Origin of the sequence: Paraburkholderia yinzeri, from assembly GCF_046581065.1 — a bacterium.
Classification (GTDB): domain Bacteria; phylum Pseudomonadota; class Gammaproteobacteria; order Burkholderiales; family Burkholderiaceae; genus Paraburkholderia.
In genome coordinates this window covers 65,022-79,955 of sequence record NZ_JBFOCJ010000003.1, presented here as the reverse complement: position 1 = coordinate 79,955, position 14,934 = coordinate 65,022, and the positions used below count along the sequence as shown (strand labels likewise).

The 14,934-nt window shown below is 65.3% G+C and carries 8 protein-coding genes; 4 read left to right on the top strand and 4 right to left on the bottom strand.

Annotated elements, in window-relative coordinates; all coding sequences use genetic code 11:
* The 4 genes from WJ542_RS27125 to mug all read right to left on the bottom strand — a co-directional run bounded on the left by WJ542_RS27125 (position 1) and on the right by mug (position 10,360).
* Positions 1 to 8,835, bottom strand: a complete 8,835-nt coding sequence (locus WJ542_RS27125) for a two-partner secretion domain-containing protein (protein ID WP_411192649.1) — start codon at positions 8,833 to 8,835, stop codon at positions 1 to 3.
* A gap of 41 nt (positions 8,836 to 8,876) precedes the next feature.
* Entirely contained in the window at positions 8,877 to 9,161 is a 285-nt protein-coding gene (locus WJ542_RS27120) for a hypothetical protein (RefSeq protein WP_411192647.1), read from the bottom strand.
* A gap of 44 nt (positions 9,162 to 9,205) precedes the next feature.
* Positions 9,206 to 9,418, bottom strand: coding sequence for a hypothetical protein (locus WJ542_RS27115; RefSeq protein WP_411192646.1), 213 nt, complete (start codon positions 9,416 to 9,418; stop codon positions 9,206 to 9,208).
* A gap of 357 nt (positions 9,419 to 9,775) precedes the next feature.
* Positions 9,776 to 10,360, bottom strand: a complete 585-nt coding sequence (gene mug, locus WJ542_RS27110; protein WP_411192644.1) for a G/U mismatch-specific DNA glycosylase — start codon at positions 10,358 to 10,360, stop codon at positions 9,776 to 9,778.
* Positions 10,361 to 10,714: 354 nt separating this feature from the next.
* Between mug and WJ542_RS27105 the strand changes: the two genes are divergently transcribed.
* From WJ542_RS27105 to WJ542_RS27090, 4 genes are all read left to right on the top strand, one after another.
* Positions 10,715 to 11,488 (top strand): SDR family NAD(P)-dependent oxidoreductase, encoded by a 774-nt coding sequence (locus tag WJ542_RS27105; protein ID WP_411192642.1) that lies wholly within the window; start codon positions 10,715 to 10,717, stop codon positions 11,486 to 11,488.
* Between the two features lie 214 nt (positions 11,489 to 11,702).
* On the top strand, positions 11,703 to 12,884 hold the full coding sequence (locus WJ542_RS27100) for a metallophosphoesterase family protein (protein ID WP_411192640.1): 1,182 nt from the start codon (positions 11,703 to 11,705) through the stop codon (positions 12,882 to 12,884).
* A 207-nt stretch (positions 12,885 to 13,091) separates the two neighbouring features.
* Entirely contained in the window at positions 13,092 to 13,667 is a 576-nt protein-coding gene (locus WJ542_RS27095; protein WP_411192639.1) for an ANTAR domain-containing response regulator, read from the top strand.
* A gap of 10 nt (positions 13,668 to 13,677) precedes the next feature.
* Positions 13,678 to 14,817 carry a CmpA/NrtA family ABC transporter substrate-binding protein gene (locus WJ542_RS27090; RefSeq protein ID WP_411192637.1) on the top strand — a complete coding sequence of 380 codons (1,140 nt, stop codon included), beginning with the start codon at positions 13,678 to 13,680 and terminating at the stop codon, positions 14,815 to 14,817.
* Positions 14,818 to 14,934: the final 117 nt, after the last annotated feature.

Genomic DNA, 14,934 nt, shown 5'->3' with positions numbered 1-14,934 from the left:
TCATTTCCTATATTGGATTGCGGCTTGTATCGGTCCGGCTGATCCCTGCATGATTTGATTCACCAGACTTCCCAGCGGCGGCGGCAATACTGCTTTTGCAAACGAACCGGCTGCCGTTGTTGCTGTTGCGACTCCTGCAGACAAGTCCGGATTGCTGCTCGTCATCCCTGCGCTGCCGAACGCACCAACACCTGTGACTCCCGCGTTGTACGTATTGGCCGCGATTTTCCCAGCCGTTCCCATTCCTGCGATTGCAGCATCGCCAATCATAAAGGGAGTTGACAGGCCACCAATGATTCCGGCGATATACGAATTTGTAAAATTTGGCGCGTCAGGGCTAAGTCCATTCTTGTAGCTGTAGTAACTACCCCCGTAATCATAGCCACCCGCGAGAAGCGCAGCGGTTACGGCTTCTGGTCCGAGAGCGATTACCGCAACCGCAGGAACTCCATACAGGGCTTCAGTTTTCATGTTGTCCGATGCCGTCTGCGCATTCGCTCCCTCAGCATTAACGGCAGCCATCGCCAGCGACGGATCGCAGGGCCCCGAACCATCGCAGACCTTCGACAACAGGCTCTTTTTGTTGTCCAGGCTCTGGTTGTACAGTTGCACGGCCGAGCCCGTCGCCGCGCCTGCTGTCCCTCCGATAATCGCGCCACCAAGTCCAGCAGCAATATTGCCCGCGAGATTCCCAATCAGTTCCGAACCCGTCGCCGAGCTTACACCGTTTGCGATATCCGCCAGGCCCTTGGCTGACATCGAAGCAAAGCCCGCGCCCGCAGCGCCGCCAATCGTGCTGAATGCCGTTCCTCCACCCAGGCCACCAATCAGCGCGCCGCCCGCGATATGCGCCAGCGTCCGGTCTGTTCCGCCTTCGTCCCACGCCGCCGCCGTTGTCGGATCCGTCGCCGTATCGCGCTTGTGGTCCGCATACATGCCGATCCCCTGCGCCACCACCTGGCCCGCTGCCTGCGCCGCCTGCATCGTGTCCGCCTGCTGGTTGAGCAGGGTGTTCACATCGGGCGTATTCGCAACCGTGCCGTTGGTATTCGTCGTGTCGCGACTCAGGTTCGCCACGTCCTGCGTCTGCGCGCCGGGATTCGTGACGTTGATCGTGCCCACGCTGATTGCGCTGCGCGTCGTTGCGCTCGAATCGCCATTTGCATCCTGCGACATCATCGGCGCTACGCTGCCGGTCCCGCTCACCGAGCCGGGGCCGATTGCCTTGCCCGTGTTGCCCACGCCCACACCCGCGCTGATGCCGTTGCTCGTCGCGTCGTAGTGGCTCTGGTTCTGGATATCGCTGTACGTCAGCGTGCCCGTCGTCAGGCTGTTCTTCGAGGCGTCGGCCGTGCTGGAGATGACCGCGCCCGTCAGGCCCGTATTGCCCTTGACGTTGATATCGAAGCCGCCAGTACCCGCAGCGATGCCCGCCTGCTCATTGACCTGGGCGTAATTGCCATCAGCATGCCCGTTCTGCGCGCTGAAGCTCGCGCTGCCGCCGGCCTCGCTGATACTGAACCCGCCACCCGCGCTGCTCTGGTGTGCTGCGCTCGTCGTCGTATCCTGCACGCTCGCGATATTGAGGTCGCCGCCCACGGCCGCCGTCACCTGGTTGCCCGCCACCTGCGAGCCGGTGATGTTCGTGTCGCCGCCGCTCAGGATCGTGACGCTGTTCGTGCCTGTAACGTGCGAGGCATTCTGCGTCGCCGCATCGCTGTTCGCGTCACCGTGCGCGTTCTGCATCGAGGCCGAGACCCCGAAGCCGTTCGTGGTGAGGGACACGCCCACGCTCGCCCCGGACGACGAATTCGAGCTGCGCGTCGAATCGGTGTTCGTCGTATTCACGATGTTGACCTGGTTCGCCGCGGCCAGCACGACATCGCCGGCACTCACGTTCGAACCGGCAATCGTCACATTACCGCTACCCGCCGTGCCGTTGCCCGTCGCGACGAAGGTGGTCGTGCCGCCCGCCTGCACGTTCGAACCCACCTGCGTCGTCTGGTTCTCCGACGACTGGCTCTGGCTGTGGCTTGAGCCGACACTGACCTGCACGCCGATGCTCGGTGCGCCCGCCGCCTGGGAGACTCCGGTTGTCGCCATCTGGTACGCGCCGTAGCCCGCCAGCGCCGCATCGCCCACCGCCGCAATCGCATGCAAGGCGTCGGCACGTCCATTGCTGTTGCCGCTCGCGAGCGCCTGGCCCTGCTGGTACGCGCCGTTGATCGCATCCCCGATGCTGCCACCCAGGCCGATGCTCAGGCCGCTGCTGCTCGTCTGCTGCGTCTGGCTCGTGTTGCTCGTATTGGTCGCCGAGTTGATGGTGACGTTCGCCGCCGTGCCCGTGATGTTCTTCGCGGCAATCAGGTCGCTGCCCGTTACGGTCAGGTTGTTGCCCGCGTTGACCGAGACACTGCCATCCAGCGAGCCGACCATGCTCGCATTGTTCGTCACGCTCGACTCCTGGTCGGTCGTGGCGAGCTTGTTCGTGCCGACCGTCACCGACAGCCCGCTCGTGCCGAGGCCTGTGTGCTTCTCCTGCTGGCTGCCCGAGGACTGCATCGTGTCCTGCGACGTGGTGATGTTGACATCGTTCTTCGCACTGAGATCCACATCGTTGGTCCCGACAACCGTGCTGCCCGTCACGTTGATATCGTGACCGCTGCTGATCGACACGGCATCCGCCGAGACCGTGCTACCCTGGGACTGTGTAATGGTCGTATCGCGCGAGCTGGCCTCCTGCATGCCGCTCACCAGGTTGCTGTGGCTGTGCTGCTCCTGCGAGTTGTCGACCTGCGTCGCGGTGGCCGCGCCGATGTTCACGTCGTTGGTCGCCGCAAGCGTCGCCGTACCCTGGGCGAGGTTGATCGTGCTGCCCGTCACGTTGATATTGTTGCCCGAGGCAACCGTGAGGCTGTTCCCCGAGTTGAGCGTCGTGCCCGTCAGCGTCTGGCTGGAAACGTGCGAGGTCTGTGCGTAGCTGCCGTGGGAATCGCTGCCCGAGTCGTTGCTGTCGACCGTCGACGTGGTCGTGGCCGCCTGGAACGTCGCGTCACCCTTTGCCGCGAGAATGCCGCCACCGCCCAGGTTGATGTTTGCGCCCGTTGCCGTCAGGTTGTTGCCGACGCCGACTTCCGACACGCCGCCCACGTTCACGGTACTGCCCGTCGCGCTGTTGATATTGGTATCCGACACGCCGTTCGCGCGCTCGACTACCTTGTGCTCACCGGTCTGCACCGTGCCGATATCCCAGTTGCCGCCCACGGCCATGCCGAGATTGCCGCCGACGTCCAGGTTGCTGCCGTTCTGCTCGAAGTTGCCGCCCGTGACGATCGAGGCGTTGCCCGCCACGTCCAGGTTCGCGATGGGGCCGAGCGTCGTGTTCACGCGCGTCGCGCCCGTGGCGCTGACCTGGTTCAGCGTGTTCGTCGCCGTGTTCAGGATCAGGTTGCCGCCCGTGTTCAAGGCCAGACTTCCCGCACTCACGTTCGCCGAGGTGAAGTTGATGTCGCCCGTCGTGTTCAGGTCCATCAGCCCGCCGCTTTTCAGCGCGCCGAACGCGTCGTTGATCTGCTGGCCGCTGATCGACAGCGAGTTGCCAGCCTCCACCGTGCCGCTATTGTTGAAGGTCTGCGCGTTCTGCAGGTCGATGTTGGTCGCAGCAATGAGCGGCCCGTTCATGTTCTGCTGGCTGGCCTGCGCGAGATAGACGACCGGCACGAGCACGGATTGTCCGTCCACCACCTCCGTCTGCATGATGACGACGTTGGACGTGAGCGCGGCCACCTGGGCGGCCGACAGGCCCATGCCGAGCGGCAGGTCGAGCGACTGCGCAAGCGACGCGCCCGAGGCCATCAGCGCCTCGTACATCGACTGTGTGTTCGTGTAGGGGCCGAGTACCGCCTTGCCGGTGAGCGACGTGATCTGGTTCTGCACGAGCTGCTGCTCGTAGAGGCCGTCGCCCAGGCGCTTTTCGGTGGTCTGCGGGTTGTATCCCAGCAGGTTCAGGTAGTAATCGCTGGAGAGGAAGGAATTCGTGCTCGTGAAGGCCGGATTGGTCTCGATCAGGTAGTCCGCACCCGGCGTGGTATCCAGATGGAAGAGACCACCCTGCGGAATGGTCAGATTGTCCAGCACGTTCTGCGCGGTGGCGCTCGCGATGGCCGGATCGACCGTGCCCCCGCCGCCCTTGATGGGACCGGTGCCGGCGCTCGCGCCGCCCGCCGAGCCGCTGAGCGTCCCGATCCCGACGGCCAGCGACGTACCCGGTGCGAGATTCATCGACGGCAACCCCGCATCGCCTGCCGTGTTGTCGATGTTGATGCCTGTTCCGCTGATCGTGCCGCCCGCGACGAACGTCGATTCGTAGGACGGCAGGGCGTAGGTGCGGATATCGGCTGGCGCCGCCTGGGTGTAGCCGCCCGGGTGGTTGGTCGGAAACAGGGGATTGGGGTTGCCGAACGGCAACTGCCAGTTGTATTCGGTGTTGTCGTAGTTGTCGTAGTGGTAGTAGCCCGAATACGTGACCTGCACACCGGGCGCGAGCTGGCCCTGCCACGAGTTCTGGTCGAGCGTGGCCGGCATGGCGATGTTGCCAACCGCCGCGACCGCGCTCCAGTAGTTCTGGAACAGCCCCACCGACGACGCATTGAGGTTGCCGCCGGAGATGATCTGTGCCTGCGGGCTGATCGCCGTGATCAGGTTCGCGAGCGCCACGCCCGTATAGGTCGTGTACTGGTACGTGCTGTTCCACTGGCCGCCATGCGGCGGATCGGTGGGCACGCCGCCGATCATCGACGGGTCGCCCGTGGAACCCATCACCTGCGGATTGCCGGGACCGCACGCGGCCATGTAGGTGGCGGTACACCCGGAGAGGCTGATGCCGAGCTGCTGGATGATCGACGAACCGGCATCGAGCGGCACGCTGTAGGAGCCCGAGGTCGTCATCACGCGCCGTGTGTTCGTGACCTGGTTCGCGTACAGCGCCATGTCGGCCGAGGACTGGATCAGCGCCGAGACGTTGTCGATCAGGTTCGCATTGGTGTAACTGCCATCGGCATTTTTCCCACCCGCCAGCACGACACTGCCGAGTCCAAAGATCGCAGTGGTCGCCTGTGTGTCGGTCGCCGTGACGTTGTCGACGTTCTCGATGTCGGGCGCGAGCAGCTCGAGCGTGCCGCTGCTATCCGACGCGCCGATCAGCGCGGACGGTCCGAGATTCTGCAAACTGCTGGTCGCGCTGAGCGAAACGCTGCCGCCGACCATCGCGCCCGTGTTCGTGAGGGTAGCCGAGTGCGTCGTGAGCGTGCCGCCGGCCATCATGGCGCCGCTGTTGACGATATCGCCCGCGTTCACGCCCAGGTCGTTCGCGGCCTCCACGATGGCGGCATTGGTGAAGGTGCCCGGCAGCGTGAAGGTGAGGTTGTGGCCGGCGTCGAACTGCTGGTCGGGCGTCGTCGTGAAGTCGCCCTGCAGGTTCACCGACACGTCGTTGCCGGCGGAATAGACACCGCCGCCCAGCAGCGTAGTGGCCGACAGGGTCAGGTCGTGCGTGGCTCCCATCTGGCCGTTCGTGTTCGTGATCGTGCCGGTTGCCGTGATGTCCGCATCGCCCTGCGAGCCCGGCAGGGTGCCCATCTGGCTGCCGGTGTTGTCGATGTCGCCCGCCTGCACCCCGAGGCTCGCGCCGCTCACCTGGCCGCCCTGGGTGTTCGAGATGGACGATGCGGCGAGCGACACCGCGCCGTTGCCGGTCATGACGCCATCGGCGTTCACGATCTGGCTGCCGCCCTGTACCGACGTATTACCGGTACCCAGGTTGCTCACGACGCCCTGGGTGTTGTCGATGGACGCGGCCTGTACCGAGAGCGTCGAGCTGTCGTTTGCTCCGCCCGTACCCGCCTGGACACTGCCCCCTGCGTTGGTGAGCGCACCGCCGCTCGTGAGCGCGAGCGAGCCGAACGAGCGCATCAGGCCGGCGGTGTTGTTGATCCCGTTCAGGACGGCGACCGTCATGCCCTGCTGCGCAGCGAACGTGCCGCTGCCGTTGTTGAAGCTGCCCATCTGCGCGTTGATGGTGCCCGCGCTGATAAGCTTGCCGCCCACATTCGAGAACGCCCCCGCGCCGTTACCTGGCGTGAGCGTGAAAACGCCCGCGCCCGCATCCAGGATCGAGCCGCCGTCGTTGTCGAGCGTGGCGGGGGCAAGCGTGAAATTCGTGCTGTTGGTCTGGAACGTGCCGCCTGCGGAATTGTCGAACAGGCCGCTCACGTTGACCGCCATCGGGCCGGTTCCGTATTGCGTGACCGTCCCGCCCTCGTTGATAAGGTTGGTCGCAGACACCTGGAGCTGGTTCGCGGCCACACTGCCGCCGCTGTTGTCGGCCGTGCCGCTCACGTCCAGCGTGAGGTCCGGGGCCTGGAGGCTGCCGCCGTTGCGGTTCGACAGGGAGCCGGTCGTGATGGTGGCGCTGGTGTTCGCGCTCGTGGTCCCGCCATCGTTGACGAAGGTGCCGCTCGCGAGACCCAGCCCCGCGCCCGACAGCAATTTGCCGTCCGTGTTGTTCGCTTCGCCGCTCACGTTCGCCGTGAGTCCCGCCTTGCCCCCGACATCGCCCGAGGTATTGTTGAGTGACCCGGCAGTCGCCACGACCTGCCCGTTGCTCGTGACCTGGCCACCCACGTCCGAGATCGACCCCGAACCGTTGCCGGGATCGAGCGCGAGGGTGCCGGTGCCCGCATGCAGGATCGAGCCGCCGTCGTTGTCGATGGCAGCGGGCGACAGCGTCAGGTTCGTGCTGTTGGTCTGGAACGTGCCGCCTGCGGAATTGTCGAACAGGCCGCTCACGTTAACCGCCATCGGGCCGGTTCCCGTCTGCGTGAGCGTGCCCGCGTGATTGACGAAGTTCGTCGCGTCCAGCGTCAGTTGCGCGGCCTGCGTGCTGCCTGCGCTGTTGTCGAGAGTTGTCGCGCTGATCGTCGCCGCCTGGGCCGACACGGTCCCGCTGACGTTCTTGAACTGCGAACCGGCGTTGAGGGTCGCGTCCTGTCCCGCCTCAAGCGAACCACCGGAATTATCGACGGATTGCGCCGAGACCTGCAGATTCGTCTGCGCGGTAACATCGCCCTGGTTGACCACGGTGCCACCCTGCAGCGACACCGCGCCGTTGCCGCCAATGTCGCCGCCCGCGCCATTGAGCAGTTGCCCCGTCGCGCTGAGCGTCAGACCGTCGCCGTTCAACGAAAGGATCTTGCCGGCCGTGTTCTGTATCGAACCGGCGCTGATGGATTCCTGGCCCTGGGCCTGGGCGATCCCCCCGGTATTGTCGAACGCGCCACCCGTCGCGATGCCGAGCGTCGTGCCGGCCGTCGTCTGGCCGCCCGCGTTCGTGACCGCGCCCGCCGTAATCTGCGTGGACGTGCCGCTCGACAGTTTCGCGCCGCTGTTGTCGAACGTGCCGGCCGCGTTCGCTGTGATCGACGTGCCCGCGCCCGTGGTCGCATTGACCAGACTCAGGTTGCCGCCGGTGGCCGTGAGAGCCAGCGCCGTGCCGGCGCCGATATTCGCATTCGAGAGGTCGAGCGCGACGCCGTAGAGCGTCACCGAGCCAGCGGCAACGGTCTGGCCGTTCGCCGACAGCAGACCCGCCGCCGATATGCTCAGGTTGCCGCTCGGACCGGTCGTGCCGTCGCTGTTGATGCCCGCGCCGAACACGCCCGTCGAGGCGACACTGCCCGCGTTGACCGACGTGTTTTGTTGTGCCGCAAGGGTCCCGCTGTTCACGAGCGCACCGGGCGTATTGAGGATGGTATTCTGCTGCGCGTAGACCGTGCCGGTGTTCTGGATGCTGGCGGCGCTGAGGGTGGTGTTGCCGCTCGCGTTCATGCGGCCCGACTGTACGAGCTGCCCCGCGCTCGTGAGCGTGAGGTCTCCCGCCTGCGCCGCAATCGTGCCGGCATTCGCTACCCCGACACCATTCTCCGTGCCGACCAGAGTTATGCTACCCGCATACATGCCGCCGAGCTGCGACACGTCGATGGACACGCCGGGCGCGGGGCCGCTGCCCGCAATGGGTGTCGGCGTCAGGCTCGCATAGTCGATGCTGTTGGCGCCCGTGGTGACGTTCAGCCGGTTGGCGTAGACCGCCGCATTGGCCTGCACGGCACGCGCCAGCAGGTCTACCTCGTCGATATTCGAGGCGTTCAGGCCCGCGCCCTGGACCGTGATGGTGCCCTGGGTGACGCTGAAACCGCTCAGGTTGCCGCTGCCGTCGATGAGCGGATTGCCCGTCGTTAAAATTCCGCGGGCCGTATTGATAAAACCCCCGCCGTCCACCACCAGGCCCGAACTGTTCGCGATCACCACATCGGCTTTCTGCCCGGCCACCTCCACGTAGCCGGCCAGCCGCGAAGGGTTGCTGCTGTTGACCTGGTTGACGATAATCTTCGCGGACTGGCCGGGCGAGAGGTTCGGATTGCCCGATATCTGCCCGGCGAGCTGCGTGTTCGTGTTCGTGGGCGAATTGTTCAAAATCGCGCCACCCGATCCGACGTCGAACTGCGAGTAGCTATTGAGCGAGACGCCCGCCCCCGAGGGCTTCTGCACGTTCACCTGCGGCAGACCGTTAGCCGTATTGATCACGTTCGGCGCATGCACACCGGATGGCACGATCTGCGCCCCGGCCATCAAGGGTGCGAGGCCAAAGACCGCGAGCGCAGCAAAAGCCACATGACGCATGGCGAACAGCGTGAAGGACCGGCGTGCGACCGATGGGCCGGTTTCGCCCTGGCCTGACTTGCCCTGCGCGATGGCCGTTTCCGAAACGGCGACAAGCATTCCCCGAAGCCTGCTGAACACAAGCCGGTAACAACGATGGTTCATTTTTTCTTGTACCTGTGATGCTGGATGAAGCCCTGCCGGTTTGCAGGATGTTTCCCAGTTACGTCACACGACACCAGACGCGGCATCGCACCTGAAAGCGCGCTATCTGCGCGCACGGGCATGGGAAGAGCTTCACTCAATCCCTGTTTAACAGTTGTCAAGCATTGCCAGGTTTCGGCGTCGAAACCACGCTTCGTTAATCTTTTATGCGTCTTGCTGTCAAAACCGGACTCGACCGTCTGCGTATGCTCTTGCGCGAAGAGGGCATCGTCGTCAGGCAAAGACAACCGGCAAGCGCTTGAGATACGCCATACTGGCCGGCGCGTCAGTGCTTGCGGCCGGTCAGCAGGGCACCGAAATTCCGGCGAGCGGATTTGGGCCGGCCTGCGTGGAGCGTAGACAGGGTCCGAATGACCTGCTCCAGCTCGCGAACCCGGGCTTTCAGGGAATAGATGTGGGCGGATTGCGCGACCAGTTCATTGATCAGGTCGTCGGTCGTATAGCCGCTGGGGAAAACGGAAAGAGGTCTGTCGTGCATCGCGTCCGTTCCTGTGAGTGGAAACGGCCCGCCCGGTGCAGAGGGGCGAGCGGGCACATGACAGGGTTGGTCGACCGGCGCAACACCAAACCGGCAGGCACGAAGCCTCCCTGCCAGGCCCGCCCGTAGACAGAAAACAATGGACGAACAAAGGCAGCCGCCTGCCCCTGGGGGGGCAGGCGGGGTGTTGCGTTTTCAGGCGACCAAGCCTGAGCCACCGCTGTTTTGGTGGCAGTCCCGACTCTAGCGCAGGGGCAAGATGCGGCGCAGCCGATGCTACCCGACTTCTCTTGATTAGTCATCCTGCCGGTTCCGCTTCAGGCGGCTGGCTTCACTTCCTCGAAGTACTGAGGCACTTCACGGCGATCGAGCATGCCGTACAGGCGACGCAGCCGCACGCCCTCCGCCAGCGGGGCTCGAGGACGCGACTGCGATATGAAGTTCGCGATAAGCCGCAGCCAGCGCGTCGAGACTGAATGCCCGGTTCAGGCCGCTCGGGTTGGGCAGGACCCAGGCATGCGCGCCGCCGAATCGGGCGGCTTGCGGACCCCATTCGATATCGCGCACGCCAGTCATCGCGGAAATCACCGCCTTGCCGAGAAACGCGATCACGCCCGGCGCGTATCGTCGAATCTTCGATTCGAACTGCAGCGCCGCGGCTTCGATCTCCGATCGCGACAGCTCGTGGGCGCGCGCGGTGGGTCGCGAAACCGCCGTGGTCAAACCATAGCCGTATTGCAATAGCAGGCGGTCGTTCTCGGGAGCCAATAACCCGGGCGTCAATCCGGCAAGATGGAGCACCCGCCAGAAGCGGTTGCCCCTGCCGGCAAAATGATGGCCTGTAGCTGCCGCGCGCAGGCCCGGATTGATTCCGCAAAATACGATCGACAAGCCCGGCGCGAGGATGTCCGGCAGAGATTGCGCCGAATCAGCGTGCGTCACGGCCGGCTCGCGGCGTGCAAGCCACCGGCCGGGCCGATACGCTCGTCAACGTGGGGGCGCTGCTGCATCTCAGCCTCCTCGCCTCTGTCCAGCGGCATTGGTAGTCCCGGTTCTTCAGGCGCCTGAACAAGCACGCCGTGGCAATAAAGTTTTTCTTTCAATGAAAGACATTTTATCTCGTTTGTCCATACGAGGAAATCGGCGAAAAATATCTTTCAAGCCAGGTGCGAAGGCAGATGCCGCCGACTGGCGCCGGGAGTCCGCGAGTCGCTGACGGAATGAATAGATTTTCTTCCTGAAAGCAGCCAACGCTCGTTCCCGGCTTTCTTCCACCAGACAGAAAGAGAGATCGAAATGAGCAATGAGTTCAAGGGCAAGAAGCTGCTGGTTGTCGGCGGCACGAGCGGAATGGGCCTGCAGACGGCCCGGTTGGTTCTCGCCGAAGGCGGCAGCGCGGTGATCGTGGGTAACCGCCCGGAAAAGACCGAGGAAGCGCGCGAGGCGCTCTCCGCGCTCGGCCAGGTCACCGCGCTGAGCGCGGACCTGGCCACGGATGAAGGGCTGGCCGCGCTGCTCGAGGCGATCGACGGGCAACACCCGGATATCGACCTGCTCGTCAACGCGGCCGGCGTGTTCTTTCCCAAGCCGTTCCTCGAACATCGCGAGGCCGACTATGACCCGTACATGAAGCTGAACAAGGCAACCTTCTTCATCACGCAGAAAGTCGCCGCGAACCTGGTCGCGAAGAACCAGCCAGGTGCGATCGTCAATGTCGGTTCGATGTGGGCGAAACAGGCCATCGCCGCCACGCCGTCCTCGGCCTACTCGATGGCCAAGGCCGGTCTGCATTCGTTGACCCAGCACCTGGCCATGGAACTGGCGCCGAAGCATATCCGCGTCAATGCCGTCTCGCCCGCCGTGGTGCAAACCCCGATCTACGAGGGCTTCATCCCGAAAGCCGAAGTGCACGACACGCTGCAGGGCTTCAACAGCTTCCACCCGATCGGCCGCGTGGGCACCCCGCAAGACGTTGCCGAAGTCATCGCGTTCCTGCTCTCGGAGAAGGCAGGCTGGGTCACCGGCGCGATCTGGGACGTGGACGGCGGCGTGATGGCCGGCCGCAACTGACGCGCGCATCGACCGGGCCACGTAGTCGCTGGCCGGATCGCAGGCCCCAAGGCGCCGTCATGGCGCCCCGACCGCCGTAACAGAACTGACACGAAACTTTAGTCCGAGGAAACCAAACTAACGCTGCACGCGCCGGAGCCGTGCAGCGGCCCCGGCTGCGCCCCAAGCCATTCTTTCCCCACGAGGCAGCAAGGCACACAAGGAGCAGACCCCCATGACCGTTTCCAAGGGTTCGCACGGCCATATCTTCGGCCGCATGAGACCGTCGCATACCGGCTACGCCATCCACCGCGATCCGCCGCGCGACACGCACTTCCGCGACCTCCCTCCACCAACCGGCAAGGCGCCGTTCCGGCTCGACCTGAAGGACATCATCAGCAAGGCCGACTACGACGCCATCGTGAAACGCCAGCGTCTCGTGTTCCACCTGAACGGCGACATGGGCGGCATTGGCTATGCGGTCCCGCAGGAACTCGTAGCCGCGGGCATGGAAACCGATCTCACGAAGGCGACGAAGGACGGCTCGCTGCCCGACTTTCTCTACATCACCGGCGACTGCGTCTATTTCAACGGGCAGATCAGCCAGTACTACGCGCAGTTCTACGAGCCCTACGAGCTGTACCATCGTCCCGTATTCGCCGTGCCGGGCAACCATGACGGCGAGAACCTGGCGACCGACCAGACGCTGGACGGCTTCATGCGCAACTTCTGCGCGAGCAAGCCCGGCACGAAAACGCCGGAGTCGATGGGCTCGTTCCGCACGGCGATGATCCAGCCGAACTGCTACTGGACGCTGCTCACGCCGCTGTGCTCGATCGTCGGCCTCTACAGCAACGTGCCCGAGGGCGGCGAGATCGTCGAACCGCAAACCGACTGGCTCGTGGAAGAGCTGCGCACGCTGCCCAGGGACCTGCCGCTCTTCGTGGCGCTTCATCATCCGCTCTACTCCGCCGACGACTACCATTCCGGCAGCTCGCGCATGCGCAAGGTGCTGCAGGATGCGAGCAAGAGCGCCGGCCGCTATCCCGACATGATCTTCACGGGCCATGTCCACAACTATCAGCGCATTTCGAGCATGCACCCCGACGCCGGCCTCATTCCGCAGCTCGTAACGGGCGCGGGCGGCTATCACAACCTGCACTCGATCATGAAGGTGGATGGCGAGAAGATGGTCGCGCCCGTGAACTTCGACGCGGGCGACGGCGAAACCGTCACGCTCGAAACCTACTCCGACGACCACCACGGCTTCCTGCGCATGGACGTGACGAAGACGCTCGTCACCGGGCGGTACTACCTGGTGCCGCGTCCGCAGGAGCCGCGCACCAAGGGATCGCAGTTGTTCGATCACTGGCAGTACGACGTCAAGCACCGGCGCTGGGTGCCGAACCAGCTATAGGAACCCGCGGGAACCCGCCCGAGGCGCGGCGGGCGGGGGCGTCGCGGGGTTTCGTCGCGCCGCCCTGGCGTGCGCCCGCTGCGCCAGTTGAGTGCGGCCTCGCGCACCTCGCACTGCTGCGGTGCACCAGCCGGCCCGCGAGCCCTCCTGCAAGGCATCGCGGGAGGACGCGCCGCAAGCTGGCACGAGGTTTGCTTTTTAGCTCGCATGCTGCGCGTCCTGCTCGTCACCGACACCGAGAAGCCCATCGGCGATCTGCGCGACGCCCTCGCGCGGCTCGGCTACGCCATGCTGCCCGATCCGGCCACGCCGCAAGACCTGCACCGCGTGGTCGAGCGCGCGCACCCCGACGTCATCATCGTCGATACCGAGTCGCCCTCGCGCGACACGCTCGAACAACTCGCCGTGATGAATGCCACCGCGCCGCGCCCCGTGCTGATGTTCAGCAACGACGCGAACCAGCGGCTCATCCGCGCCGCCGTGCAGGCGGGCGTGACGGCCTATCTCGTCGAAGGGCTCGCGAGCGAACGGCTCGCCCCCATACTCGAAGTGGCGCTCGCGCGCTTCGCCCAGGAAGCGGAATTGCGCGAGCGCCTGACGCAGGCCGAGACCGAACTCGCCGAGCGCAAGCTGATCGACCGCGCGAAGCGCGTCCTGATGGAGCAGCAAAAGCTGAGCGAGCCGGCCGCCTACGCCGCGCTGCGCAAACGCGCCATGAACCAGAGCGTGAAGCTCGCCGAGGCCGCACGCCAGATCGTCGAGGCGGCCGGCGCGAAAGAATGAGGCGATGCCCATGAATCCGACTACGCTCTCCCCTTCCGCCGACCTGGACGGCGCTCCCGAGAAGACGCATCTCAAGATCGGCTTCGTGCCGCTCTCCGACGCGGCGCCGCTCGTCGCCGCCAAGCTGCTCGAATTCGGCCACGCGCACGGCCTCACGCTGGAGCTCTCGCGCCAGCCTTCGTGGGCCGCGCTGCGCGACAAGCTGCTCGCCGGCGAGCTCGACGCCGCCCATGCGCTCTACGGGCTCGTCTACGGCGTGCAGCTCGGCCTTGGCGGGCCGCAGACCGAGATGGCGCTGCTCATGGTTCTCGCGCGCAACGGCCAGGCCATCACGCTTTCGAACCGCCTCGCCGATGCGCTCGACGCACACGGCACGCTGCCGCGCGCGCTCGCCGCGCTCGGCAGAAAGCCTGTGTTCGCGCACACCTTTCCTACCGGCACGCATGCGATGTGGCTTTACTACTGGCTTGCCGCGCAGGGCGTGCATCCGCTGCGCGACGTGCAAAGCGTCGCGATCGCGCCGCCGCAGATGGTCGCGGCGCTCGCCGAGGAACGGCTCGACGGCCTGTGCGTCGGCGAGCCCTGGAACGCGCTCGCGCAGCAGCGCGGCGTGGGCCGCACCGTTGCATATAGCGGCGAGATCTGGCCGGATCATCCGGAGAAGGTGCTGACCTGCCGGCGCGATTTCGTGCGGGCGTACCCGCGTACCGCCCGGGCGCTCGTGCGCACGATGCTGGAGGCGTGCCGCTGGCTCGACGGCGCGGGGCACCGGCGCGAAATCGCGCAGTGGCTCGCGCGGCCGGAATTCGTCGGCGTCGACGCCGCGCTGATCGCCTCGCGGCTGGACAGCGCGGACACGCACGGCGTGCCGCCGGTGCGCTTCTTCGATGGTGGTGTCGTGAACACCCCGCACGCTTCGGAGGGCGTGTGGTTCCTCACGCAGTTCGAACGCTGGGGCATGCTCGCGCGGCGCGGCGACTATCGCGAGATCGCGCAGGCGCTGAATCAGACCGAACGCTTTCGCGAGGCCGCACAAGGCCTTGTGGAGCGGCTGCCGGAGGAAAATGCGCCACCGGTGTTGATCGACGGGCATCGCTGGGACGCCGCCGATCCCCGCGCCTACGTGGAAGGTTTCATGATCCGCGCCTGAGCCGCCGGCCCGCACCGCGCGCAAGGAGACAGGCCGCCGCGTCTGCCTCGTCTGCCTGAGACCCGGCTTCTCGGGCTATCATGCATGCCGCCACGGCGGCGAAGACCGACGCATCCG

Excerpts from the sequence above, each read along its gene's own strand:
- WJ542_RS27105 (WP_411192642.1), top strand. The coding sequence starts at position 10,715 with ATGAGCAATGAGTTCAAGGGCAAGAAGCTGCTGGTTGTCGGCGGCACG.
- WJ542_RS27115 (WP_411192646.1), bottom strand. The coding sequence starts at position 9,418 with ATGCACGACAGACCTCTTTCCGTTTTCCCCAGCGGCTATACGACCGAC.
- WJ542_RS27100 (WP_411192640.1), top strand. The coding sequence starts at position 11,703 with ATGACCGTTTCCAAGGGTTCGCACGGCCATATCTTCGGCCGCATGAGA.
- WJ542_RS27090 (WP_411192637.1), top strand. The coding sequence starts at position 13,678 with ATGAATCCGACTACGCTCTCCCCTTCCGCCGACCTGGACGGCGCTCCC.
- WJ542_RS27125 (WP_411192649.1), bottom strand. The coding sequence starts at position 8,835 with ATGCTTGTCGCCGTTTCGGAAACGGCCATCGCGCAGGGCAAGTCAGGC.
- WJ542_RS27095 (WP_411192639.1), top strand. The coding sequence starts at position 13,092 with ATGCTGCGCGTCCTGCTCGTCACCGACACCGAGAAGCCCATCGGCGAT.